Here is a 20,662-nt window from a genome sequence, read left to right on the forward strand (position 1 = left end):
ACTACGACACAGACAGAAGGACTGCTCGGAATGATCGCTGTGATCGGGATCCTGGGCCTCCTGGTCCTCCCGGCGGTGATCGGCATCGTGCGAGACAGGAGCATCGACCGTCAGATCAGGAGGGCCCAGGAGGCCCGAGAGGGAAGGAGGGGTCAGAAGTCCTCGTCCAGGTCGACCGTGCCCTCCACCGCGACCTGGTACGCCGAGGGGCGGCGCTCGAAGAAGTTCGTCAGCTCCTGAACACCCTGCAGCTCCATGAAGGAGAACGGGTTCTCCGAGCCGTACACCGGGGCGAAGCCGAGGCGCGTCAGGCGCTGGTCGGCGACGCACTCGAGGTACTGCCGCATGGAGTCGGTGTTCATGCCCGGGAGGCCGTCACCGCACAGGTCGCGCGCGAACTGCAGCTCGGCCTCGACGGCCTCCCGCAGCATGTCGGTGACCTGCTGCTGCAGCGCGTCGTCGAAGAGGTCCGGCTCCTCCTTGCGGACGGTGTCGACCACGTCGAAAGCGAAGGACATGTGCATCGTCTCGTCCCGGAACACCCAGTTGGTGCCGGTGGCCAGCCCGTGCAGCAGACCCCGGCTGCGGAACCAGTAGACGTACGCGAAGGCGCCGTAGAAGAACAGGCCCTCGATGCACGCGGCGAAGCAGATGAGGTTGAGCACGAAGCGGCGGCGGTCGGCCTGGGACTCCAGGCGCTCCAGCTTCTCGACCTCGTTGATCCACCTGAAGCAGAACTCGGCCTTCTCGCGGATGGAGGGGATGTTCTCCACGGCCGCGAAGGCCGCCGTCCGGTCGTCCGGGTCGGGCAGGTAGGTGTCCAGGAGCGTCAGATAGAACTGGACGTGCACGGCCTCCTCGAAGAGCTGACGGCTCAGGTAGAGCCGCGCCTCGGGGGAGTTGATGTGCTTGTACAGCGTCAGCACCAGGTTGTTCGCGACGATCGAGTCGCCCGTCGCGAAGAACGCGACCAGGCGGCCGATCAGATGCTGCTCGGCCGGGGTCAGCTTCGCGAGGTCGGCGACGTCCGAGTGGAGGTCGACCTCCTCCACGGTCCAGGTGTTCTTGATGGCGTCCCGGTAGCGCTCGTAGAAGTCGGGGTAGCGCATCGGGCGGAGAGTCAGCTCGAAGCCCGGGTCGAGGAGGTTGGTGTTACGGGTGGTCATCACTGGCAGGCCTCGCAGGACTCGGGGTTCTCAAGGGAGCAGGCGACCGCGTCGGGGTCGGCGGCCTGCTGGACGGGGATGGGGGCCTGCGCCTGTGCCGCGCGGGCGATGCGGGTCGCCGGGCGGGAGCGCAGGTAGTACGTCGTCTTCAGGCCCGACTTCCAGGCGTACGCGTACATCGAGGAGAGCTTGCCGATGGTCGGGGTCTCCAGGAACAGGTTCAGGGACTGCGCCTGGTCCAGGAACGGGGTGCGGGCCGCGGCCATGTCGATCAGGCCGCGCTGCGGGATCTCCCACGCCGTGCGGTACAGCGCCCGCACCTCGGCCGGGATCCACGCGAAGTCCTGCACGGAGCCATTGGAGTCGCGCAGCGCCTCCCGGGTCCGGGCGTCCCAGACCCCCAGCTCCTTCAGGTCCTTCACCAAGTACGAGTTGACCTGCAGGAACTCACCGGAGAGCGTCTCGCGCTTGAACAGGTTGGACACCTGCGGCTCGATGCACTCGTACACGCCCGCGATGGAGGCGATGGTCGCGGTGGGCGCGATCGCGAGGAGCAGCGAGTTGCGCATGCCGACCGAGGCGATCCGCTCGCGCAGGGCCGCCCAGCGCTCCGGCCAGGTCAGGCGAACGCCCGGGAAGTGGTCAGGGTGCAGGACACCCTTGGCCGTGCGGGTCTTCTCCCAGGCCGGCAGCGGGCCGTTGCGCTCGGCCAGGTCGGCGGAGGCCTCGTACGCGGCGAGCATGATGCGTTCGGCGATCCGCGTGGACAGGGCCCTGGCCTCGGGGGAGTCGAAGGGCAGGCGCAGCTTGAAGAAGACGTCCTGCAGGCCCATCGCGCCGAGGCCCACCGGACGCCACTTGGCGTTGGAACGGCCCGCCTGCTCGGTCGGGTAGAAGTTGATGTCGACCACGCGGTCGAGGAAGGTCACGGCCGTGCGGACCGTCCTGTCGAGGCGCTCCCAGTCGAGATCGCCGTTCGCCACGAAGGCACCGAGGTTGACCGAACCCAGGTTGCAGACCGCCGTCTCCCCGTCGTCCGTGACCTCCAGGATCTCCGTGCAGAGGTTGGAGGAGTGGATGACGTGGCCCGCGGTCGCCGTCTGGTTGGCCGTCCGGTTGGCGGCGTCCTTGAAGGTCATCCAGCCGTTGCCGGTCTGCGCGAGGGTGCGCATCATGCGGCCGTACAGGTCGCGGGCCGGGATCGTCTTCCTGGCGAGACCGTTCGCCTCCGCCTCGCGGTAGGCCGCGTCGAACTCCTCGCCCCACAGGTCCACCAGCTCCGGGACGTCCGCCGGGGAGAACAGCGACCACTGCTCGTCGGCGTTGACCCGGCGCATGAACTCGTCCGGGACCCAGTGGGCGAGGTTCAGGTTGTGGGTACGGCGGGCGTCCTCACCGGTGTTGTCGCGCAGCTCCAGGAACTCCTCGATGTCGGAGTGCCAGGTCTCCAGGTACACCGCGGCGGCACCCTTGCGCCGGCCGCCCTGGTTCACCGCGGCCACCGAGGCGTCCAGGGTCTTCAGGAACGGCACGATGCCGTTGGAGTGCCCGTTGGTGCCTCGGATCAGCGAACCGCGCGAGCGGATACGGGAGTACGACAGACCGATGCCGCCGGCGTGCTTCGACAGGCGGGCGACCTGGTGGTAGCGGTCGTAGATGGAGTCCAGCTCGTCCAGCGGGGAGTCGAGGAGGTAGCAGGACGACATCTGCGGGTGCCGCGTGCCGGAGTTGAAGAGCGTGGGGGAGGAGGGCAGGTAGTCGAGGCGGCTCATGAGCCCGTAGAGCGCCGCCACTTCGTCCACGGAGCGGACGGTGTCGTCCTCGGCCAGGCCCGCGGCGACGCGCAGCATGAAGTGCTGGGGCGTCTCGATCACCTTGCGGGTGATGGGGTGCCGGAGCAGATAGCGGCTGTGCAGGGTGCGCAGGCCGAAGTAACCGAAGCGGTCGTCGGCCGCCGCGTCGATCAGCGAGTCCAGACGCTCGGCGTGCAGCCGCACGAACTCCGCCGTGCGGTCGGCGACCAGGCCCTCGCGGTGGCCCACGGCGACGGACCCGGTGAAGGACACGACGCCCTGCGAGGCGGCCTCGGCCCTGATGGAGAGGGTCAGCAGCCGGGCGGCCACCCGAGAGTAGGCGGGGTCGTCGGAGATCAGTCCGGCGGCCGCCTCCGTGGCCAGCTCGCGCAACTCCGCCTCGTCGGCCCGTGCGGACCGGCCGCGCAGCGCGGCCGCGGCGACGCGGCCGGGGTCGGCGTCGGGGAGGTCGGCGGTCAGCTCGGTCAGGGTCCGCAGCAGCGCGGCACCGGGACCGTCGGCCTTCAGGTCGCTGACTGAAGCCGGATCGGCTGGCGCGATGGTCACGTGGGGCTCTCCCTCGCTCGGCACGGGGCCTTGCGGAGGGCAGGGGCAGCACGAGCGCGCACGGCGTCGCGTCCACCGGCCCACTCCACGAGGCCCGGACGTCTCAAGGCACCCGGACCGGACGGCCGGGCGCGCGCTGACGGCAGGTCCTCGGACTGGACAGGCGTGCGGATGCACGCAAGTACACCGTTGCGGGACAGTTCCGGATTCGCACCGGATTCCCCTGCGGCGACAGCGAGGATGAGCATACATCTAGTGCCGGGCTGTGGTGTCACCCCCAGATGTTGTGTCTGTTGCGTGTTGCGGTGGCTTCAGAGGGTCAACTCGGGGTGGGCGCGGCGCTGTCGTCCAGCCGGACACGGGGTTCCGGTTCCGCTCGGGTGCGCGAACGGAAGCGGGCCGCCGTCGGTCTAGCCGTTCGGCGGCCCGCTGGGGGTGGTGTGTTGGTGCTCGAGCGGTTCTGCGCGCCCCTACAGGGGCGTGATTCAGTGGCTGGCGCCCGCCGTGGCCGGCGGCAGTTCCACCTCGACTCCCGGGTCGCCCGCGTCCGCCGTGTAGTCGCCCGGCCTGGTCTCGTCGAGGCCCTCGGCGGCCTTCACGGCCTTGAGGACGAACGTGAGGACCACGGTGACCGCGACGTTGAGGACGAACGCCGTCAGGCCGATGTAGCCGATCTCCCCGATGCCCGGGATCTCCTTCGCGGAGCCACCGAAGTGCTTCTGGGTCGGCGAGGCCACCCCGTAGGCGGCGAGCGTGCCGTAGACCATGCCGACCGCCCAGCCGGCGAGCAGTGCCCAGCGGTGGAACCATCGGGTGAACAGGCCGCCGACCAGGGCCGGGAAGGTCTGCAGGATCCAGATCCCGCCCAGCAGCTGGAAGTTGATCGCCACCGTCTTGTCCATCGTCAGGACGAAGACCAGCGCGCCCACCTTCACCAGCAGCGACACGATCTTGGAGACGCGGGTCTCCTGCTGGGGCGTCGCGTCCGGCTTGATGAAGTCCTTGTAGATGTTGCGTGTGAAGAGGTTCGCCGCCGCGATGGACATGATGGCCGCGGGCACCAGGGCGCCGATGCCGATCGCCGCGAAGGCCACACCGGCGAACCAGTCCGGGAACATGTTCTCGAACAGCTGCGGAATCGCCAACTGCCCGTTGGTGACCTTCACTCCGGCCGCGATCGCCATGAAGCCGAGCAGCGCCAGCAGGCCCAGCATCAGGGAGTACAGCGGCAGGATCGTGGTGTTGCGCCGGATCACCTCACGGCTCCGGGACGACAGCGTCGCGGTGATCGAGTGCGGGTACATGAACAGGGCCAGGGCGGAGCCGAGCGCCAGGGTGGCGTAGGTCCACTGGCCCGCCTCCGGTGGGGCCAGCGCGCCGCGCGGCTTGCCGGTGGCCGGGTTGACCTGGCTGAACGCGTCGGCCGCCTTGGCGAAGATGTCGTCGAACCCGCCCAGCTTGATCGGGATGTAGATGATCGCCACCGCGATGACGAGGTAGATCAGCGTGTCCTTCACGAACGCGATCAGGGCGGGGGCGCGCAGACCCGACGAGTACGTGTACGCGGCCAGCACGCCGAAGGCGATCAGCAGCGGCAGGTCCTTCACGAACCAGTTGGTGTTCTCGCCGCCGCCGACGCCCATCACGTCCAGCACCGCCTGGATGCCGACGAGCTGGAGCGCGATGTACGGCATCGTCGCGAGGATGCCGGTGAGCGCCACGGCCAGCGACAGCCCCTTCGAGCCGAAGCGGCCGCGCACGAAGTCCGAGGTCGTGACGTAGCCGTGGCGGTGCGAGACCGACCACAGGCGGGGCAGGAACGTGAAGATCAGCGGGTAGACCAGGATCGTGTAGGGCACCGCGAAGAAGCCGGCCGCGCCCGCCGCGTAGATCGCCGCCGGTACGGCGACGAAGGTGTACGCCGTGTACAGGTCGCCGCCGAGCAGGAACCAGGTGATCCAGGTGCCGAACGACCGTCCGCCCAGGCCCCATTCGTCCAGGGAGTGCTCGTTGTCGGCCCTGCGCCAGCGCGCGGCCAGGAAGCCCACGACCGTGACGGCCAGGAAGAAGAAGATGAAGACGCCGAGCGCGACGCCGTTGACGCCGTTCTTCACTTCGCCGCACCCCCGTCCCCGTTCCGGCGGCCGCGCTGATCGCGCTGCCACAGCTGGTACGCGAGCATGGTGAGCGCGGTGGAGATCAGCACCCACAGCATCTGGTACCAGTAGAAGAACGGGATCCCGATGAACGCGGGGTCCGTCTTGGCGTACGAGCCGACCCACAGCAGCGCCGCGAAGGGCGCGACGAGACACAGGCCGATGATCACGCGGACCGGCGTTACGACCGGTCTCACTTCAGGCGTTTCGGACATGCCACGGCTCCGTCCCCTCACTGATCACCTGTAATGTGCAGGCAATCTAGGTGACGCTGTCGTGGCAGCGGAAGACCTCGTCGCCATATCGGCATGTCGATTTCGGGGTCGAGGTGTGAAGACACCGACCCGGTCAGGCCGGGGGCCGCTTCACTCCACGGGCCGCTTCAGACGTGCCACGAACTTGTACCGGTCACCGCGGTACACGGACCGCACCCACTCCACCGGCTTGCCCTCACGGTCCAGGGAGTGCCGGGAGAGCATCAGCATCGGCAGACCCACGTCGGTGCCGAGCAGACCCGCCTCGCGCGGGGTGGCCAGCGAGGTCTCGATGGTCTCCTCCGCCTCGGCGAGATGGACGTCGTAGACCTCGGCGAGGGCCGTGTACAGGGACGTGTACTTCACCAGCGAGCGTCGAAGCGCCGGGAAGCGCTTGGCCGACAGGTGGGTGGTCTCGATGGCCATCGGCTCGGCGTTGGCCATGCGCAGCCGCTCGATGCGCAGCACACGCCCGCCCGCCGTGATGTCGAGCAGCTCGGCGAGCCGGTCGTCGGCCGTGACGTACCCGATGTCCAGCAGCTGGGAGGTGGGCTCAAGCCCCTGCGCGCGCATGTCCTCGGTGTACGAGGTGAGCTGCAGCGCCTGCGAGACCTTCGGCTTGGCGACGAAGGTGCCCTTGCCCTGGATGCGCTCGAGCCGGCCCTCGACGACGAGCTCCTGCAGGGCCTGGCGGACGGTGGTGCGGGAGGTGTCGAACTCGGCCGCCAGCGTGCGCTCGGGCGGCACCGGCGTGCCCGGCGCCTGCGTCTCCGTCATGTCGAGCAGGTGCTTCTTCAAGCGGTAGTACTTGGGCACGCGCGCGGTACGGACGGTCGTCCCGGCCTCGTTCTCCGCACTGCCGACGTCGGTGCTCATGCTCTGCCTTCCCGGCTCCTGATGCCGAAAGCGACCGACATCCCATCGGCCACGGCTCACATCGTGGCACGGCTTCGTGTGTCAGGGCTCCATCCGCACGGTCCGTGATCTCCTCTATATACCCGCGGACCCGTTGTTGGTCTAGTCCACAGGGTGCTCGGGCTGTGCGGCGGCGGCACCCGGCTGCCGCCGCCCCTTGCCGGAGCCGGCCCCCACCCGGACTAGATGCCCTGCCACTCCGGCTTGTTGGCGTAGGTGTGCCGGAAGTAGTCGGCCAGCTTGAGCTTGGACGCGGCGGCCTCGTCCACGACCACCGTGGCGTGCGGGTGCAGCTGGAGCGCGGAGGCCGGGCAGACGGCCGCGACCGGTCCCTCGACGGTCGCGGCGACCGCGTCCGCCTTGCCCTCGCCCGTCGCGAGCAGCACCAGGTGCCGGGCCTCCAGGATGGTGCCGATGCCCTGGGTGATCACGTGGTGCGGCACCCGCTCGATGTCGCCCTCGAAGAAGCGCGCGTTGTCGATCCGGGTCTGCTCGGTCAGCGTCTTGATCCGGGTGCGCGAGGCGAGCGAGGAGCACGGCTCGTTGAAACCGATGTGCCCGTCGGTCCCGATCCCCAGCAGCTGCAGGTCCACCCCGCCGGCCTCGGCGAGCGCCCTGTCGTACGCCTCGCACGCCGCCTGGACGTCCTCGGCCGTGCCGTCCGGACCCATGAACGCGTCCATCCCGATCCCGAGCGGCTCCAGCACCTCCCGGCGCAGCACCGAGCGGTAGGACTCGGGATGCTCGGCCGGCAGTCCCACGTACTCGTCGAGCTGGGCTATGCGCGCCCGCGAGGTGTCCACGGCGCCGGAGCCCACCTTGACGGTCAGCGCCTGGTAGATGGGCAGCGGAGTGGAGCCGGTGGCCACACCGAGCAGGGCACCGGGCTTGCGCCGCAGGAGCTGGGCCATGGCCTCGGCGATCAGCTCGCCACCCGCCGCGGCGTCCGGAACGATGACAACTTCCACGCTGGGCCTGCCGTTCTGAAGAGGGCTGGAGGTCGGGGAGAGGTCTGCAGAAGGGGAGTATGTGGTTTAGACCAATCTAGCAGAATTGGGGTCGGCGGGCGCGCTCGAGGTCGCCCCGCAATCCGCCCGCTCCCGCCCTGTGCCCACCCCTCAGGGCATGGAACCTCCGGTCGCGTCCAGCCAGTGCCCCGCCACCCGCGTCCGGCGTCCGAGGCGAGGAAGGCCACCGCGTCGGCCACGTCCGCCGGCGTCCCACGCGGCCCAGCGCCGCTGCCGCGGCGGCCCTGCTCAAGCCGTCCTCCGTCCCGTGCGGGAAGCCGACGGTGCTGTCGGTGTCGATGATGCCCGGCGCCGGCGAGTTCACCGTGATGCCGCGACGGCCCAGCACCTTGGACAGGTCGCGGGAGACGGCGTTGAGGGCGGCCTTCGTCATCTGTAGGCCACCTGGTCCGGCATCACCGCCGTACGGCCGAGTCCGGAAGAGACGTTGATGATCCGCCCGCCGTCCCGCAGGCGTCCCGGCCGTGCCGGACGACGAAGGACGGCGCCTTCGCGTTCACGGCGAAGACCCGGTGGTACTCCTCCTCGCCGATCTCCTCGTTCGGTGCGGCCCTGCCGGTTCCCGCGCTGTTCACCAGGATGTCCAGGCCGTCCGCGTGCCGGTCGAACTCCTCCCAGCCGCCGGGCGCGCCCCGGCACCCCCGGCTCCACCCCGATCGCGAACGCCGAGCCGCCGGCCGCCTCGATCGCCGCCACCGTCTCCTCGGCGGCTGCCTGTTTGCTGCCGTAGTGCACCGCGACCCGCGCCCCGTCACGTCCGAGCCGCTCGGCGACGCCCCGCCCGATGCGCCGGCTCGCACCCGTGACCAGTGCCGTCCGCCCCGCGAGCACGCTCATGCCGCCATCCCTCCGCATTTTCCTAGTGGTCGCTACAAAAAAACCGTACACCGCCCCGCATCCATTTCTCTAGGGGCCGCTATAAAATGCACTCCATGGTGAACGCGCAGGAGGCGGACCGGCAGACGGTGGAGGCAAAGGCGCAGGCCAAGGTGTCCCGATCCCGGGGCCGCCCGCGCTCCTTCGACCGTGCCACCGCGTTGGAGAAGGCGCTCATGGCCTTCTGGGAGCACGGCTACGAGGCGACCTCGGTCTCCGATCTCACCCGGATCATGGGCATCGGCACCCCGAGCCTGTACGCGGCCTTCGGCGACAAGCGGACCCTGTTCGAGGAGGTCGTCCGGGTCTACCTCGACACGCACGGGGCCTTAGGCGACCGCGCTCTCGCCGAGGAGCCGACCGCCCGCGCCGCCGTGGAGCGGATGCTGCGCGAGGCCGCCGCCGAGTACACCGATCCCGCCCACCCCTACGGCTGCCTGGTGGCCCACGCGGCCACCAACTCCACCAGCCCCGAGGTGGAACAACTGCTGCGGGAGCGGCGCAACGCGAACATCGCCGCCCTCGAGTCCCGGATCCGGGCCGACGTGGCCGCCGGGCGGCTGCCCGCCGGCACCGACGCCGCGGCCCTCGCCCGGCACACCGGAGCGATGATTCAGGGCATGTCCCAGCAGGCCCGCGACGGCGCGAGCCGGGCCGAACTGGAGTCGCTGGCGGAAATTGCCATGGCCATCTGGCCCCGCGGCTGACCCGGGCGGGCTAGGCTGCGTGGCATCGCATGCCAGTGCCCCAACGCATTCCCTCACGCGCGTGGACACGCCATCGTGGTCTAGTCCACAATGCGCAGGGGAACGTTGTCGGGAAAACTGAAAAGCTTCCGTCTTCCCCGCACAGGAAGACGGACCGAGGAACCGGAGCTCTCTGCCCTGACTGCCCCGGCTCCTCGACCTTCGGCCGACCGGGACCGCACACCCCACGGCCGATGATGCTCCGGGCTGCGGTGCCGGGAGGGTTGAGGGTCCCTCCCAGGCGCCGCGGCCCGCGGGTGTTTTTCGGCCACTCGTGAGGCCCCGGGTACGCTCACACCGTGCCCTCCATGAACGAACTCGTACGCCAGCACACGGCCCTCGACGACTCCGACCTCGAGTGGCTCCACCTGCTGGTCTCGGAGTGGCAGCTGCTCTCCGACCTCTCCTTCGCCGACCTGGTCCTGTGGGTCCCGACCCGCGACGGCACCCGGTACGTCTCGGTCGCCCAGATGCGCCCCAACACCGGCCCGACCTCGTACCAGGACGACATGGTCGGGCACCTGGTCCCGCGCGGCCGGCGGCCCATGCTGGACGCGGCGCTGGACGAGGGCCGGATCGTGCGCGAGGGGGACCCGGAGTGGCGCGAAGAGGTCCCCGTACGGGTCGAGTCGATCCCCGTGCGGCGTGAGGGCCGCGTCCTCGGTGTCATCGCCCGCAACACCAACCTGCTGACGGTCCGCACCCCGAGCCGCCTCGAGCTGACCTATCTCCAGAGCGCCTCGGACCTCGCGCAGATGATCGCGGCCGGCTCCTTCCCCTTCCCCGACCAGCAGGTCGACATGGACGCCTCGCCGCGCGTCGGCGACGGCCTGATCCGGCTGGACGCGGACGGCATCGTCCAGTACGCCTCCCCGAACGCCCTCTCCAGCTACCACCGCCTCGGCCTCGCCGCCGACCTGGTCGGCCACCACCTGGGGCAGACCACGGCCGAACTCGCCCCGACCCGGGGCCCGGTGGACGAGGCGCTCGCCAAGGTGGCCAGCGGCTGGGCGCCGCGCGAGTTCGAGATCGAGGCCAACGACGGGGTCATCCAGTTCCGGGCCATTCCGCTCAAACCGAAGGGCACCCGCATCGGCTCCCTGGTGCTGTGCCGGGACGTCACCGAACTCCGCCGCCGCGAACGCGAGTTGATCACCAAGGACGCGACCATCCGGGAGATCCACCACCGGGTGAAGAACAACCTGCAGACGGTCGCCGCGCTGCTGCGGCTGCAGGCCCGGCGCATCGACTCCGAACGCGGCCGGGAAGCCCTGGAGGAGGCCGTACGGCGCGTCGGCTCGATCGCGATCGTGCACGAGACGCTCTCTCAGAACCTGGACGAGCGCGTGGAGTTCGACGACATCGCCGACCGGGTGCTCGCGATGGTCGCCGAGATCTCGCCGGGCAAGGTGACCGGCCGGCGCAGCGGACGCTTCGGGATACTCGACGCCGAGGTCGCCACCCCGCTGTCCATGGTGCTCACCGAGGTCCTGCAGAACGCCCTGGAACACGGCTTCCGCGAGGGGGACACCGGCACGGTCGAGGTCTCCGCGGTCCGTGGTGGCACCGCCAAGGAGGCCCGCCTCCTCGTGACCGTCCAGGACGACGGCGTGGGCCTGCCCGAGGGCTTCGACCCGCACCGCTCGGGCAACCTCGGCCTGCAGATCGTACGGACGCTCGTGGAGGGCGAGTTGGGCGGCACCTTCGACATGGTCCCGGCGCCGGGGCGCGGGACGAGGGTCATCCTCGACATTCCGGTGCGGGCGCAGAAGTAACGGCCGGAGGGGAACCGGGACCGAACCCCACTGGATCCGGGCAAGCAAAAAGCCCCGGACCACCAGTGGTCCGAGGCTCGTGCTCGTTGCTGCTCTGCTCTCGCTAAGCGCATCGGGGGTACTGCGCGCTGCGGCTCGGGGGCGGGAGATGCGTACTCGCTGTACGCGCCGCCAAGCTCAGGCTGTCAGCAGGGTGGGAGTGTCAGGCGGAGGCCTGACGAGCCCGGTTGCGGGCGGCGCGGCGCTTCATGGCACGACGCTCGTCCTCGCTGAGACCACCCCAGACGCCGGAGTCCTGGCCGGACTCGAGCGCCCACTGCAGACACTGCTCGATCACCGGGCAGCGACGGCAGACGGCCTTGGCTTCCTCGATCTGCAGCAGCGCAGGACCGGTGTTGCCGATGGGGAAGAAGAGCTCGGGGTCTTCCTCGCGGCAAACGGCGTTGTGACGCCAGTCCATGGCTGCTACCTCTCCTTGGTATTACATGCACGTTGCTTGTGAATGTGAACGCTTTCACGAATCCCTCAACAAGTGAAGGGCCGAGCGCCGAGTCTTCCCCGGCGTGGTCCTGGGGTTTGAAGAGGGGTTCCGGTGATCAGTGGAGGCCGGTGTTGCGGGCCGTCCCGATCGCCACGTAGAGACTTGCAAACCTCAACGGCGGATACAACCCCTTCCGGAAAGTTTTTTTTGATTCCTCGGTGTCGACTGGGTCACAGCCGTACTTCCATGGGGTGGATCCTGGCCTAAACGTTCGAGTGAAAGGACTTCCGCCCGTTCCGCTCACACAATCACACGCAGTGCGCGGCGTACGCCTGTGAACGTCACGCTCGTACGCAGTCCGAGGTGGTCGCCGTCCATCTGAAGGGGCAGGGGGGCCTTCGAATGCAAGGTGAACTGGTCCAGGTCGTGCAGGGAGACGGCATGCTTGCCATGGGGTCCACGCTCGGGGGACGAAGTGAGCAACTGGGTGCCATACCGGGCAACCGCGGCCGTCGACAGACGGCTGAGACCGAGCACGTCGATGCCTGTATCGAACGACGCCTTAGGTGACGTGTACATCGGGCGATTGCCGAGATATGTCCACGGGGACGTGTTCGAGACTATGGCGACGACGAGATCCGTGACCGGGTCCCCGCCGGACCGCTCGAGGGTGATCGTGCCGTGCCGGCGGTGCGGCTCGCCAAGGAACTGCCGGACCACCTGACGCACGTACAGGGCGTGTGTCGACTTCTTGCCCCGCTCGCGCTGCTGTTCGACCCGGCCGACCACGCCCGCGTCGAAGCCCAGCCCGGCGTTGAAGGTGAACCAGCGGTCCGGCACCGCCTCGTCCTCGGTGCCCGGCGTGCCCGCGGTCAGGCCCAGGCCGACGACCCGCTCGCTGCCCTGGCGCAGGGCGTCCAGCAGGGCGCCGGTGGCCTCGACGGGGTCGTTGGGCAGGCCCAGCGCGCGGGCGAAGACGTTGGTGGAGCCGCCGGGGACCACGGCGAGGCCGGGCAGACGGTCCGGGTCGGGGCCGGCGTGCAGGAGGCCGTTGACGACCTCGTTGACGGTGCCGTCGCCGCCGAGGGCCACGACCAGGTCGATGTCCTCGCTCTCCGCGGCCTGCCGGCCGAGGTCGCGCGCATGGCCGCGGTACTCGGTGGTGACCGCCTCCAGCTTCATCTCGCTCGCCAGCGCGTGGATCAGCACGTCACGCCTGCGTGCGCTTGTGGTGGTTGCCGCCGGATTGACCACGAGAAGTGCACGCATGGATGGCAGCGTACCTACTGGGGGGTACCCGGCCCACACCGAGGTAGGGATCGGGTAAGAGAAGGGGGCCTGAGCCTGCCCGCGCACGACTTCTCGGAGTGTGGGGCGAGGGGTTCACGCGCGCGGGCCGGGCATAGCCGCCGCGGGACCCGGGGCTACCCTTCTGGGGTGAGCAGTGAGCAGAACCCCGCCCCGGTCACCGCCGAAGCAGCCCCGGACGCCGGGCCGCGCCCGCGCCGGCTGACGTACGCGGCGGCGCTGGCCGCGCTGGAGGGGGCCGCCCTGGTGGCTGGGGGCGTGTGGATCCTCGTCCTCGGGCTCACCGGCGACCCGGACGACCGGCAGCAGGCCGTGACCGGAGGGATCACGCTGGTGGTGCTCGCGCTGCTGCCGCTGCTGGCCGCGCGCGGGCTGCTGCTCAGGCGCGGCTGGAGCCGCGGCCCCGCCGTCATCACGCAGATCATGGCGCTGCCGGTGGCCTACAACCTGCTCAAGGCCGACAGCATGGCCATTCCGGGCGGCATCGCCCTCGCCGTCGTGGCCGTCGCCGCGCTGGTGCTGCTGGTGAGCCCGGCGACGACCCGGGCCCTCGGGATCAAGGGGCCGGGCCGGGCGGAGTAGGCGGGCGCCTACTCCTCCACCAGGAGCTTCTCGCGCAGCTGGGCCAGGGTCCGGGCGAGCAGCCGGGAGACGTGCATCTGGGAGATGCCGACCTCCTGCGCGATCTGCGACTGGGTCATGTTCCCGAAGAAGCGCAGCAGCAGGATCCGCTTCTCCCGCGGCGGCAGGTCCTCCAGCAGCGGCTTGAGGGACTCGCGGTACTCCACGCCCTCCAGCGCCTCGTCCTCGGCGCCGAGGGTGTCGGCGACCGCCGGGGACTCGTCGTCGGTGTCGGGGACGTCCAGGGACAGCGTCGAGTACGCGTTCGCGGACTCCAGGCCTTCCAGGACCTCCTCCTCGGAGATGGCGAGCTTCTCGGCGAGCTCGTGGACCGTGGGGGAGCGGCCGTGCAGCTGGGACAGCTCGGCCGTCGCCGTGGTCAGCGACAGACGCAGTTCCTGCAGCCGCCGCGGCACGCGGACCGCCCAGCCCTTGTCGCGGAAGTGCCGCTTGATCTCGCCGACGACGGTCGGGGTGGCGTACGTGGAGAACTCCACGCCGCGCTCCGGGTCGAAGCGGTCGACCGACTTGATCAGGCCGATCGTGGCGACCTGGGTGAGATCGTCCAGCGGCTCGCCGCGGTTGCGGAAGCGGCGTGCCAGGTGCTCGACGAGCGGCAGGTGCATACGGACCAGCTGGTTGCGCAGCTCCGCGTACTCCGCGCTGCCCGCGTTCAGCTTGCGCAGCTCGACGAACTTCGCACGCGCCCCGCTGCGGTCCTGGGGGGCGTGCTGGGGGGCCTGCACGGCCTCCTTGCCCAGCGCGTCGTCCTCGGCGTGTCGCTCGTGCTCGCTCATCGTCCCGCCCGTAGCCCTTCCCCGAGCCCTCGCCTCCGCGAGGGGGCCGGAGCCGACCCCCTCCCGTCCCTCCGAAGGCGTGCTCTGCACGGCACCGTCGCCGGCGACCGCAGCGGAGTCCTCCTCCGGGTGCGGCCTGGCCTGCTCGGGGATGCCGTCGATGCCGTCCGCCATGCGTCGGGATGCGTTCATGGGCTCTCGGTCCCCCGTCGGCAGCTCCCGTGTGCCGCGCTCTTCGTCCCGCACCGGCCCGTCCCCGTTCCTCACGCCGGCCCGGGGCCCGCGCCGCGCTGTTTGTAGAGGCTGATCGACACGGTCCTGTCCTCGTCGACGGCGGACGAGACCTTGCCCGCGAGGGCGGAGAGCACCGTCCAGGCGAAGGTGTCCCGCGAGGGGGCGTGGCCGTCGGTGGTCGGCGCCGACACCGTGACCTCCAGCGAGTCGTCGACGAGCCGGAAGACGCAGCTGAGCACGGAGCCTGGCACGGCCTGCTGCAGCAGGATCGCGCAGGCCTCGTCCACGGCGATGCGCAGGTCCTCGATCTCGTCCAGGGTGAAGTCCAAGCGGGCCGCCAGACCGGCCGTGGCCGTACGCAGCACCGACAGGTAGGCACCCGCAGCCGGCAGCCGGACTTCCACGAAGTCCTGGGTCGCGGGCTCGCCTGCGATCTGGGACACCCTCACCTCCATGGTGGTACAAGCTCTACGGGGCGCCGAGGGTCGCCCCCCGGGGTAACGCATACGTGGTTCCGCGGTGACGCTATCGCGCTCCGAACGTTTCTGTCCTGGGACCCCAACCCCCTGGCGTCACTCACAGTAAAGCTGTGGATACGCTCCGTGTCTAGAGGTTTTGCGGGCCCAAAAGGGAAGAGCGCGCGCCGGGTTGACGTACCCCGGCGTCAGGCGCCCGAACCGTCGGTGGTCACGGCCGCATGCCGTCATGTGAAGTGTCACACGAGAACGTGGTCGACGAAGCACCACCGCCAGTCCTCGCCCGGTTCGAAGGTCCGCATCACGGGGTGACCGGACTTCGTGTGGTGCTCCGTGGCGTGCCTTCCCGGTGAGGAGTCGCAGCAGCCGATGTGGCCGCAGGTGAGGCACAGGCGCAGTTGCACCGGGTGCGTACCGTCCCGCAGGCACTCCGGGCAGGTCGCGTGGAGCGGCTCGGGTTCGGGGTGCGGCAGCGCGTCGGAGTGCGTGCACTGTTTCATGATTGCAGATTACGACGGACGGGCGGGTGGCCGCGCGGAAAACGAGGGTGGGCGAGGACCATGGACGTGATGCCGCTGCTGTTGCTGGTGGCGGGCAGTGCCGCGGTCGCCGCGGCGGCCCGGCGCGGACCGGTCCCGGCGCCGCTGCTGCTGGTCGCGGTCGGCCTCGCGGTCTCCTATGTGCCCGGGGTGCCGGACTACACCCTCGATCCCGAGGTCGTCCTCCCGCTGCTGCTGCCCCCGCTGCTGTACACCTCGGCCACCGACAGCTCCTACCTCGACCTGCGCGCCCAGCTCAGGCCGGTGGCACTGCTGTCGGTGGGGTACGTGCTCTTCGCGACCTTCGCCGTCGGCTGGGCCGCCTACCTGATCATCCCCGGGATGCCGCTGACCGCCGCGATGGTGCTGGGCGCGGTGGTGGCCCCGCCCGACGCGGTGGCCGCCACGGCGGTCGCGCGCCGGGTCGGCCTGCCGTCCCGGATCACGACGATCCTCCAGGGCGAGTCGCTGCTGAACGACGCCACCGCGATCACCGCCTACAAGGTGGCCGTCGCCGCGGCCGTGGGCGAGAGCGCCAGCTGGGCGGGCGGGATCCGCGAGTTCCTGCTCGCGGCGGTCGGCGGCGTCGGTGTCGGCCTCGTCCTCATGGCGCCCCTGCACTGGCTGCGCACGCACCTGAAGGAACCGCTCATACAGAACACCCTCTCCCTGCTGATCCCGTTCGTCGCCTACGGGGTCGCCGAGCAACTGCACGCCTCCGGGGTGCTCGCGGTCGTGGTCGTCGCCCTCTACCTCGGCCATCGCGCGTGGGAGGTCGACTTCGCCACCCGGCTCCAGGAGGAGGCGGTGTGGAAGATGGTCGCCTTCATCCTGGAGTCGGCGGTCTTCGCCCTGATCGGTCTGCAGCTGCCGGTCGTCCTCAAGGGCCTCGGGCAGTACGAGGGCGTCAAGGCGACCTGGTACGCGTTCGCCCTCTTCCTCGTCGTCGTGCTCGCCCGGTTCGTCTGGGTGTACCCGGCGACCTTCCTGCCCCGCCTGCTGTCCGCGCGCATCACGGAGCGCGAGGAGAACCCCACCTGGCGGGGTGCGATGGTCACCTCGTGGGCCGGGATGCGCGGGGTGGTCTCCCTGGCCATCGCCTTCTCCATCCCGGCCGTCGTGCACGGCGGCCATCCCTTCCCCCAGCGCAACCTGATCCTCTTCCTGACCTTCACCACCGTCATCGGCACCCTGGTCGTGCAGGGACTGACCCTGCCCCCGCTGATCCACCTGCTGAGGTTCCCCAGCCGGGACCGGCAGGCCGAGACGCTCGCCGAGGCCAACGCCCAGGCGCAGGCCTCCCGGGCCGCCGAGAGCCGCCTGGACGAACTCCTCTCCGACGAACGCAACTCCCTGCCCCCACCGCTCGCCGACCGCCTGCGCACCGTCCTGGAGCGCCGCCGCAACGCCGTCTGGGAGCGACTCGGCCAGGTGCACCCCGTCACCGGCGAGTCCGTGGACGACACCTACCGCCGGCTCTCCCGCGAAATGATCAGCGCCGAACGCGAGGTCTTCGTCAAGCTCCGCGACCACCGCTACATCGACGACGAGATGCTGCGCGCGCTGCTGCGCAGACTCGACCTGGAGGAAGCGGCCGCCTATCGGGAGGCCGGTTAGGGCGCCGGGAAGGGCCGGCCGGTGACGACCGCCGCGATCGTCGTCCCGCGCGCGAAGGCGCCCTCCTCGGCCAGGGTGACGAGTCCGTAGAGCAACTTGGCGACATAGAGACGTTCCACGGGCAGTCCGTGCCGGTGCCGGAAGTCATCGGCGAAGGCGTCGAGTTCGGGGCTCGTACGGGCGTAGCCGCCGAAGTGGAAGCGGTCGTCGAGCGACCAGGCGCCGGTGCGGGCGCCGAAGGCACGTTCCTGCAGGGCCTGTACGTCGGCGGCCAGGAAACCGCCCTTGAGGACCGGTACGCCGAGCGCGCGCTGGCCGGGGGCCAGCCCGGCGGCGAGTCCGGCGAGCGTGCCGCCGGTGCCGCAGGCCACCGCGACGACGTCGGCGCGGCCGCGCAGCTCCTCGCCGAGGGCCCGGCAGCCGCGTACGGCCTCGGCGTTGCTGCCGCCCTCGGGGACGACGTACGCCTCCTCGGCGCCGGCCGCGCGCAGGATCGCTGCCAGGGCCTCCGGCTCGCTCTTGCGCCGGTACGTCGACCTGTCGACGAAGTGCAGCCGCATACCGTCGGCCGCGCACCGGGACAGCGACGGGTTGAGCGGGCGGCCCGCCAGCTCGTGGCCGCGGACCACGCCTGTGGTCGGCAGCCCGAGCAGCCGGCCCGCGGCGGCGGTCGCCCGCAGATGGTTGGAGTAGGCGCCGCCGAAGGTGACCAGCGCCCGGCCGCGCGCCGCCTCGAGGTTCGGCACCAGCTTGCGCCACTTGTTGCCGATCAGCTCCGGGTGGATCAAGTCGTCCCGCTTGAGGAGCAGACGCAGGCCGTGCCGGTCGAGCCGGTCGTCCCGTATCTCCTCCAGGGGCGACGGCAGGCGCGGGGCGAGCGGGCCGGGGCTGGTCACGCCCCCCATTGTCGCCCGACCCCCGTCGCCGCTGTCCGCCGTCGTCCGGTGCCGCCGCCCGCCGCCGCTATGACTTCAGCCGCTCCCCGACCCGTTCGCGCAGCCACGCCATCGAGAAGCCGTGCGGGTCCACCTTGCCCGGCTGCCACTCCAGGTGGCCGATGACCGACCGTTCCGTCCAGCCGTGGTGGCGGCACACGGCCGCGGCGGCCCGCTCGATCGCGTCCAGCTGCGCCTCGGGCCAGGGGTCCTGGCCGTCGCCCAGGTTCTCGCACTCGAAGCCGTAGAAGTGCCGGTTCCCGTCGGTGTTCGCCTCGTTGTCCGGCGGCAGCCTCTTCTCGGCGATCACGGCGCGCAGCACGTCGTCGTCGCCGAGGCCGGCGTGGTTGGCGCGGCCGTAGCCGACCAGGTGGACCGTGCCGTCCTTGGTGATCACTCCGTGGCACAGCGGGCCCGGCAGCGCCGCGTGGCCGTCCCGGCAGATCTCCACGGTGCGCGCGCTGCCGCGGGTCACCGTGTGGTGGATCATCACCCCGTGGACGGGACCCCAGGGCCCCTTGTGGTTGCGGTTGTGGTGCCGCCAGTCGCCTACCTCGACGACGGTGACGCCTTCCGCGCGAAGCGCGTCCAGAAATCCGCTCGCGGACATGGGTGGGGCCATGGCCGGCTCCTTCGTGCTGTACCCGGTGGCCGCCGGTCGCGGCCTCGTCGTACTGCTGCTTGTACCGAAACCGGACGTCCCGGACTACATCGTTCGCACACTGTGCGAGCCGATCCGGACAGGTCAGGCATCGGGGGCGATATTGGACAAGATCCCTCTTTCTGCCCAGTAGTGCGATGATCCATTCCCGCTCTTTCGGGTAATGGCGCGAGTGCGCTCAGTAATGGAAGGCTCGATCGCGAAACCGGTGTGCGATTCGGCACCGGGCATACATGAGAGGGCATTTTCCTATGTCGGTAGGCGAAGAGGTCCGCACGGAGCAGGGCAAGCCGCAGCAGTCTCTCGGCACGGCGGCAGCGCGGAACCTGGCCACCACGACCAAGTCCGTTCCACAGATGCAGGAGATCACCTCCCGCTGGCTGTTGCGGACCCTGCCCTGGGTGGACGTGCAGGGCGGCACGTACCGGGTGAACCGGCGACTGACCTTCGCCGTCGGCGACGGCCGGATCACCTTCGTGAAGACCGGGGACCAGGTGGAGGTCATCCCCGCGGAACTCGGCGAACTGCCCGCGCTGCGGTCGTACGAGGACGACGAGGTACTGACGGAGCTGGCCCGGCGCTGCCGGCAGCGGAACTTCGCGCCGGGCGAGGTCATCGCCTCCTTCGGCAGCCGGACCGACGAGGTGTACCTGCTGGCCCACGGCAGGGTCGAGAAGATCGGCACGGGCCCGTACGGCGACGACGCGGTCCTCGGTGTCCTTGCCGACGGCGGCTACTTCGGCGAGGCCGCGCTGCTGGACCCGGACGCCATCTGGGAGTACACGGCCCGCGCGGCCACGGCGTGCACGGTGCTGATCCTCAGCCGTCAGGACTTCGAGCAGGTCGCCGAGCGCTCCGGCTCGCTGCGCGAGCACGTCCAGGAGTTGCGCGCGATCCCTGAGCAGCGGACCAACAAGTACGGCGAGAAGGAAGTCGAGCTGGCGGCCGGCCACAGCGGCGAGCCGGACATCCCGCACACGTTCGTCGACTACGAGGCCCGGCCGCGCGAGTACGAACTGAGCATCGCGCAGACCGTGCTGCGCATCCATTCGCGCGTGGCCGACCTGTACAACCAGCCGATGAACCAGACCGAGCAGCAGCTGCGGCTCACCGTCGAGGCGCTGAAGGAGCGTCAGGAGCACGAGCTGGTCAACAACCGCGACTTCGGGCTGCTGCACAACTGCGAGTACGACCAGCGGCTCCAGCCGCACGACGGCGTGCCCAGCCCGGACGACATGGACGAGCTGCTCAGCCGCCGGCGCGGTACCAAGCTCTTCCTCGCCCACCCGCGTGCGATCGCCGCGTTCGGGCGCGAGCTGAACAAGCGCGGGCTGGTCCCGGAGACCATCGAGATCGGCGGGAACCGCATCCCGACCTGGCGGGGTGTGCCGATCTACCCGTGCAACAAGATCCCCGTCACCCCGGAGCGCACGACCTCGATCATCGCCATGCGTACCGGCGAGGCCGAGCAGGGCGTCATCGGACTCCGGCAGTCCGGCATCCCGGACGAGATCGAGCCGAGCCTGTCCGTCCGGTTCATGGGCATCAACGAACAGGCCATCATCAAGTACCTGGTGACGGCGTACTACTCGGCAGCCGTCCTGGTGCCCGACGCCCTCGGTGTGCTGGAGAACGTCGAGATCGGCCGGTGGAGGTGACGTTTCCGCACATCGCGGCCGTGTTCCCGCCCTCCGGGGCGGGTAGATCCCCGGGGTAT

The 20,662-nt window shown here is 70.2% G+C and carries 18 protein-coding genes, 1 pseudogene and 1 riboswitch; of the genes and pseudogenes, 5 read left to right on the forward strand and 14 right to left on the reverse strand.

What is annotated here, in order from left to right; translation table 11 throughout:
- Positions 1 to 152 precede the first annotated feature (152 nt).
- From ACFZDC_RS13015 to ACFZDC_RS13045, 7 genes and pseudogenes are all read right to left on the reverse strand, one after another.
- Complete coding sequence (locus ACFZDC_RS13015) at positions 153 to 1,166, reverse strand: ribonucleotide-diphosphate reductase subunit beta (RefSeq protein WP_391323109.1); 1,014 nt, start codon at positions 1,164 to 1,166, stop codon at positions 153 to 155.
- The gene (locus ACFZDC_RS13020) at positions 1,166 to 3,526 is read right to left on the reverse strand and encodes a ribonucleoside-diphosphate reductase subunit alpha (protein WP_391323111.1); all 2,361 of its coding nucleotides are present in this window, start codon (positions 3,524 to 3,526) and stop codon (positions 1,166 to 1,168) included. The genes ACFZDC_RS13015 and ACFZDC_RS13020 overlap by 1 nt, the downstream gene beginning before the upstream one ends.
- Positions 3,527 to 3,649: 123 nt before the next feature.
- Positions 3,650 to 3,794: riboswitch (cobalamin riboswitch) on the reverse strand.
- 217 nt (positions 3,795 to 4,011) lie between these two features.
- The gene (gene mctP, locus ACFZDC_RS13025; RefSeq protein ID WP_391323113.1) at positions 4,012 to 5,640 is read right to left on the reverse strand and encodes a monocarboxylate uptake permease MctP; all 1,629 of its coding nucleotides are present in this window, start codon (positions 5,638 to 5,640) and stop codon (positions 4,012 to 4,014) included.
- Positions 5,637 to 5,897 (reverse strand): DUF3311 domain-containing protein, encoded by a 261-nt coding sequence (locus ACFZDC_RS13030; protein ID WP_391323115.1) that lies wholly within the window; start codon positions 5,895 to 5,897, stop codon positions 5,637 to 5,639. The genes mctP and ACFZDC_RS13030 overlap by 4 nt, the downstream gene beginning before the upstream one ends.
- 150 nt (positions 5,898 to 6,047) lie before the next feature.
- Positions 6,048 to 6,812, reverse strand: a complete 765-nt coding sequence (locus ACFZDC_RS13035; protein WP_391323117.1) for a UTRA domain-containing protein — start codon at positions 6,810 to 6,812, stop codon at positions 6,048 to 6,050.
- 221 nt (positions 6,813 to 7,033) lie between these two features.
- Positions 7,034 to 7,819, reverse strand: coding sequence for a glucosamine-6-phosphate deaminase (nagB, locus tag ACFZDC_RS13040; protein ID WP_391323119.1), 786 nt, complete (start codon positions 7,817 to 7,819; stop codon positions 7,034 to 7,036).
- A 150-nt stretch (positions 7,820 to 7,969) separates the two neighbouring features.
- Positions 7,970 to 8,716: pseudogene (locus ACFZDC_RS13045) on the reverse strand (SDR family oxidoreductase).
- Between the two features lie 95 nt (positions 8,717 to 8,811).
- Between ACFZDC_RS13045 and ACFZDC_RS13050 the strand changes: the two are divergent.
- Positions 8,812 to 9,462 carry a TetR family transcriptional regulator gene (locus tag ACFZDC_RS13050; RefSeq protein WP_391323121.1) on the forward strand — a complete coding sequence of 217 codons (651 nt, stop codon included), beginning with the start codon at positions 8,812 to 8,814 and terminating at the stop codon, positions 9,460 to 9,462.
- 338 nt (positions 9,463 to 9,800) lie between these two features.
- Positions 9,801 to 11,276, forward strand: a complete 1,476-nt coding sequence (locus ACFZDC_RS13055) for a histidine kinase N-terminal domain-containing protein (protein WP_391323123.1) — start codon at positions 9,801 to 9,803, stop codon at positions 11,274 to 11,276.
- Between the two features lie 202 nt (positions 11,277 to 11,478).
- Here ACFZDC_RS13055 and ACFZDC_RS13060 read toward each other — a convergent pair whose 3' ends face one another.
- Both ACFZDC_RS13060 and ACFZDC_RS13065 read right to left on the reverse strand, forming a co-directional pair.
- Positions 11,479 to 11,736: a WhiB family transcriptional regulator gene (locus ACFZDC_RS13060; protein WP_003992873.1), complete on the reverse strand. Its 258-nt coding sequence runs from the start codon at positions 11,734 to 11,736 to the stop codon at positions 11,479 to 11,481.
- Positions 11,737 to 12,057: 321 nt separating this feature from the next.
- Complete coding sequence (locus tag ACFZDC_RS13065) at positions 12,058 to 13,026, reverse strand: diacylglycerol kinase family protein (RefSeq protein ID WP_391323125.1); 969 nt, start codon at positions 13,024 to 13,026, stop codon at positions 12,058 to 12,060.
- Between the two features lie 168 nt (positions 13,027 to 13,194).
- Between ACFZDC_RS13065 and ACFZDC_RS13070 the strand changes: the two genes are divergently transcribed.
- Entirely contained in the window at positions 13,195 to 13,647 is a 453-nt protein-coding gene (locus tag ACFZDC_RS13070) for a hypothetical protein (protein WP_391323127.1), read from the forward strand.
- Between the two features lie 8 nt (positions 13,648 to 13,655).
- Here the strand turns inward: ACFZDC_RS13070 and ACFZDC_RS13075 are convergent, their stop codons facing one another.
- From ACFZDC_RS13075 to ACFZDC_RS13085, 3 genes are all read right to left on the reverse strand, one after another.
- Entirely contained in the window at positions 13,656 to 14,750 is a 1,095-nt protein-coding gene (locus ACFZDC_RS13075; protein ID WP_391323129.1) for a SigB/SigF/SigG family RNA polymerase sigma factor, read from the reverse strand.
- Positions 14,747 to 15,160, reverse strand: a complete 414-nt coding sequence (locus tag ACFZDC_RS13080) for an anti-sigma factor (RefSeq protein ID WP_006136266.1) — start codon at positions 15,158 to 15,160, stop codon at positions 14,747 to 14,749. Before ACFZDC_RS13080 ends, ACFZDC_RS13075 begins: the two co-directional genes overlap by 4 nt.
- A 272-nt stretch (positions 15,161 to 15,432) precedes the next feature.
- Complete coding sequence (locus ACFZDC_RS13085) at positions 15,433 to 15,693, reverse strand: UBP-type zinc finger domain-containing protein (protein ID WP_391323131.1); 261 nt, start codon at positions 15,691 to 15,693, stop codon at positions 15,433 to 15,435.
- Positions 15,694 to 15,753: 60 nt separating this feature from the next.
- Between ACFZDC_RS13085 and ACFZDC_RS13090 the strand changes: the two genes are divergently transcribed.
- Positions 15,754 to 17,349 carry a Na+/H+ antiporter gene (locus ACFZDC_RS13090; RefSeq protein WP_391323134.1) on the forward strand — a complete coding sequence of 532 codons (1,596 nt, stop codon included), beginning with the start codon at positions 15,754 to 15,756 and terminating at the stop codon, positions 17,347 to 17,349.
- On the opposite strand, the gene ACFZDC_RS13095 is transcribed toward ACFZDC_RS13090, so the two are convergent.
- Both ACFZDC_RS13095 and ACFZDC_RS13100 read right to left on the reverse strand, forming a co-directional pair.
- On the reverse strand, positions 17,346 to 18,254 hold the full coding sequence (locus tag ACFZDC_RS13095; RefSeq protein ID WP_391323136.1) for a pyridoxal-phosphate dependent enzyme: 909 nt from the start codon (positions 18,252 to 18,254) through the stop codon (positions 17,346 to 17,348). The two genes, ACFZDC_RS13090 and ACFZDC_RS13095, sit on opposite strands and share 4 nt — an antisense overlap.
- A 58-nt stretch (positions 18,255 to 18,312) precedes the next feature.
- Positions 18,313 to 18,906 carry an N-acetylmuramoyl-L-alanine amidase gene (locus ACFZDC_RS13100; protein ID WP_391323138.1) on the reverse strand — a complete coding sequence of 198 codons (594 nt, stop codon included), beginning with the start codon at positions 18,904 to 18,906 and terminating at the stop codon, positions 18,313 to 18,315.
- A 290-nt stretch (positions 18,907 to 19,196) separates the two neighbouring features.
- On the opposite strand from ACFZDC_RS13100, the gene ACFZDC_RS13105 reads away from it, so the two are divergent.
- The gene (locus ACFZDC_RS13105) at positions 19,197 to 20,603 is read left to right on the forward strand and encodes a family 2B encapsulin nanocompartment shell protein (RefSeq protein ID WP_391323140.1); all 1,407 of its coding nucleotides are present in this window, start codon (positions 19,197 to 19,199) and stop codon (positions 20,601 to 20,603) included.
- Positions 20,604 to 20,662: the final 59 nt, after the last annotated feature.

The organism is Streptomyces sp. NPDC007905, from assembly GCF_042959345.1.
Classification (GTDB): domain Bacteria; phylum Actinomycetota; class Actinomycetes; order Streptomycetales; family Streptomycetaceae; genus Streptomyces.

Bases quoted from the DNA above. Each gene is read 5' to 3' on its own strand.
- ACFZDC_RS13015 (WP_391323109.1), bottom strand. From the start codon at position 1,166: ATGACCACCCGTAACACCAACCTCCTCGACCCGGGCTTCGAGCTGACT.
- ACFZDC_RS13030 (WP_391323115.1), bottom strand. From the start codon at position 5,897: ATGTCCGAAACGCCTGAAGTGAGACCGGTCGTAACGCCGGTCCGCGTG.
- ACFZDC_RS13035 (WP_391323117.1), bottom strand. From the start codon at position 6,812: ATGAGCACCGACGTCGGCAGTGCGGAGAACGAGGCCGGGACGACCGTC.
- ACFZDC_RS13050 (WP_391323121.1), top strand. From the start codon at position 8,812: ATGGTGAACGCGCAGGAGGCGGACCGGCAGACGGTGGAGGCAAAGGCG.
- ACFZDC_RS13060 (WP_003992873.1), bottom strand. From the start codon at position 11,736: ATGGACTGGCGTCACAACGCCGTTTGCCGCGAGGAAGACCCCGAGCTC.
- ACFZDC_RS13065 (WP_391323125.1), bottom strand. From the start codon at position 13,026: ATGCGTGCACTTCTCGTGGTCAATCCGGCGGCAACCACCACAAGCGCA.
- ACFZDC_RS13085 (WP_391323131.1), bottom strand. From the start codon at position 15,693: ATGAAACAGTGCACGCACTCCGACGCGCTGCCGCACCCCGAACCCGAG.
- ACFZDC_RS13090 (WP_391323134.1), top strand. From the start codon at position 15,754: ATGGACGTGATGCCGCTGCTGTTGCTGGTGGCGGGCAGTGCCGCGGTC.
- ACFZDC_RS13095 (WP_391323136.1), bottom strand. From the start codon at position 18,254: ATGGGGGGCGTGACCAGCCCCGGCCCGCTCGCCCCGCGCCTGCCGTCG.
- ACFZDC_RS13100 (WP_391323138.1), bottom strand. From the start codon at position 18,906: ATGGCCCCACCCATGTCCGCGAGCGGATTTCTGGACGCGCTTCGCGCG.
- ACFZDC_RS13105 (WP_391323140.1), top strand. From the start codon at position 19,197: ATGTCGGTAGGCGAAGAGGTCCGCACGGAGCAGGGCAAGCCGCAGCAG.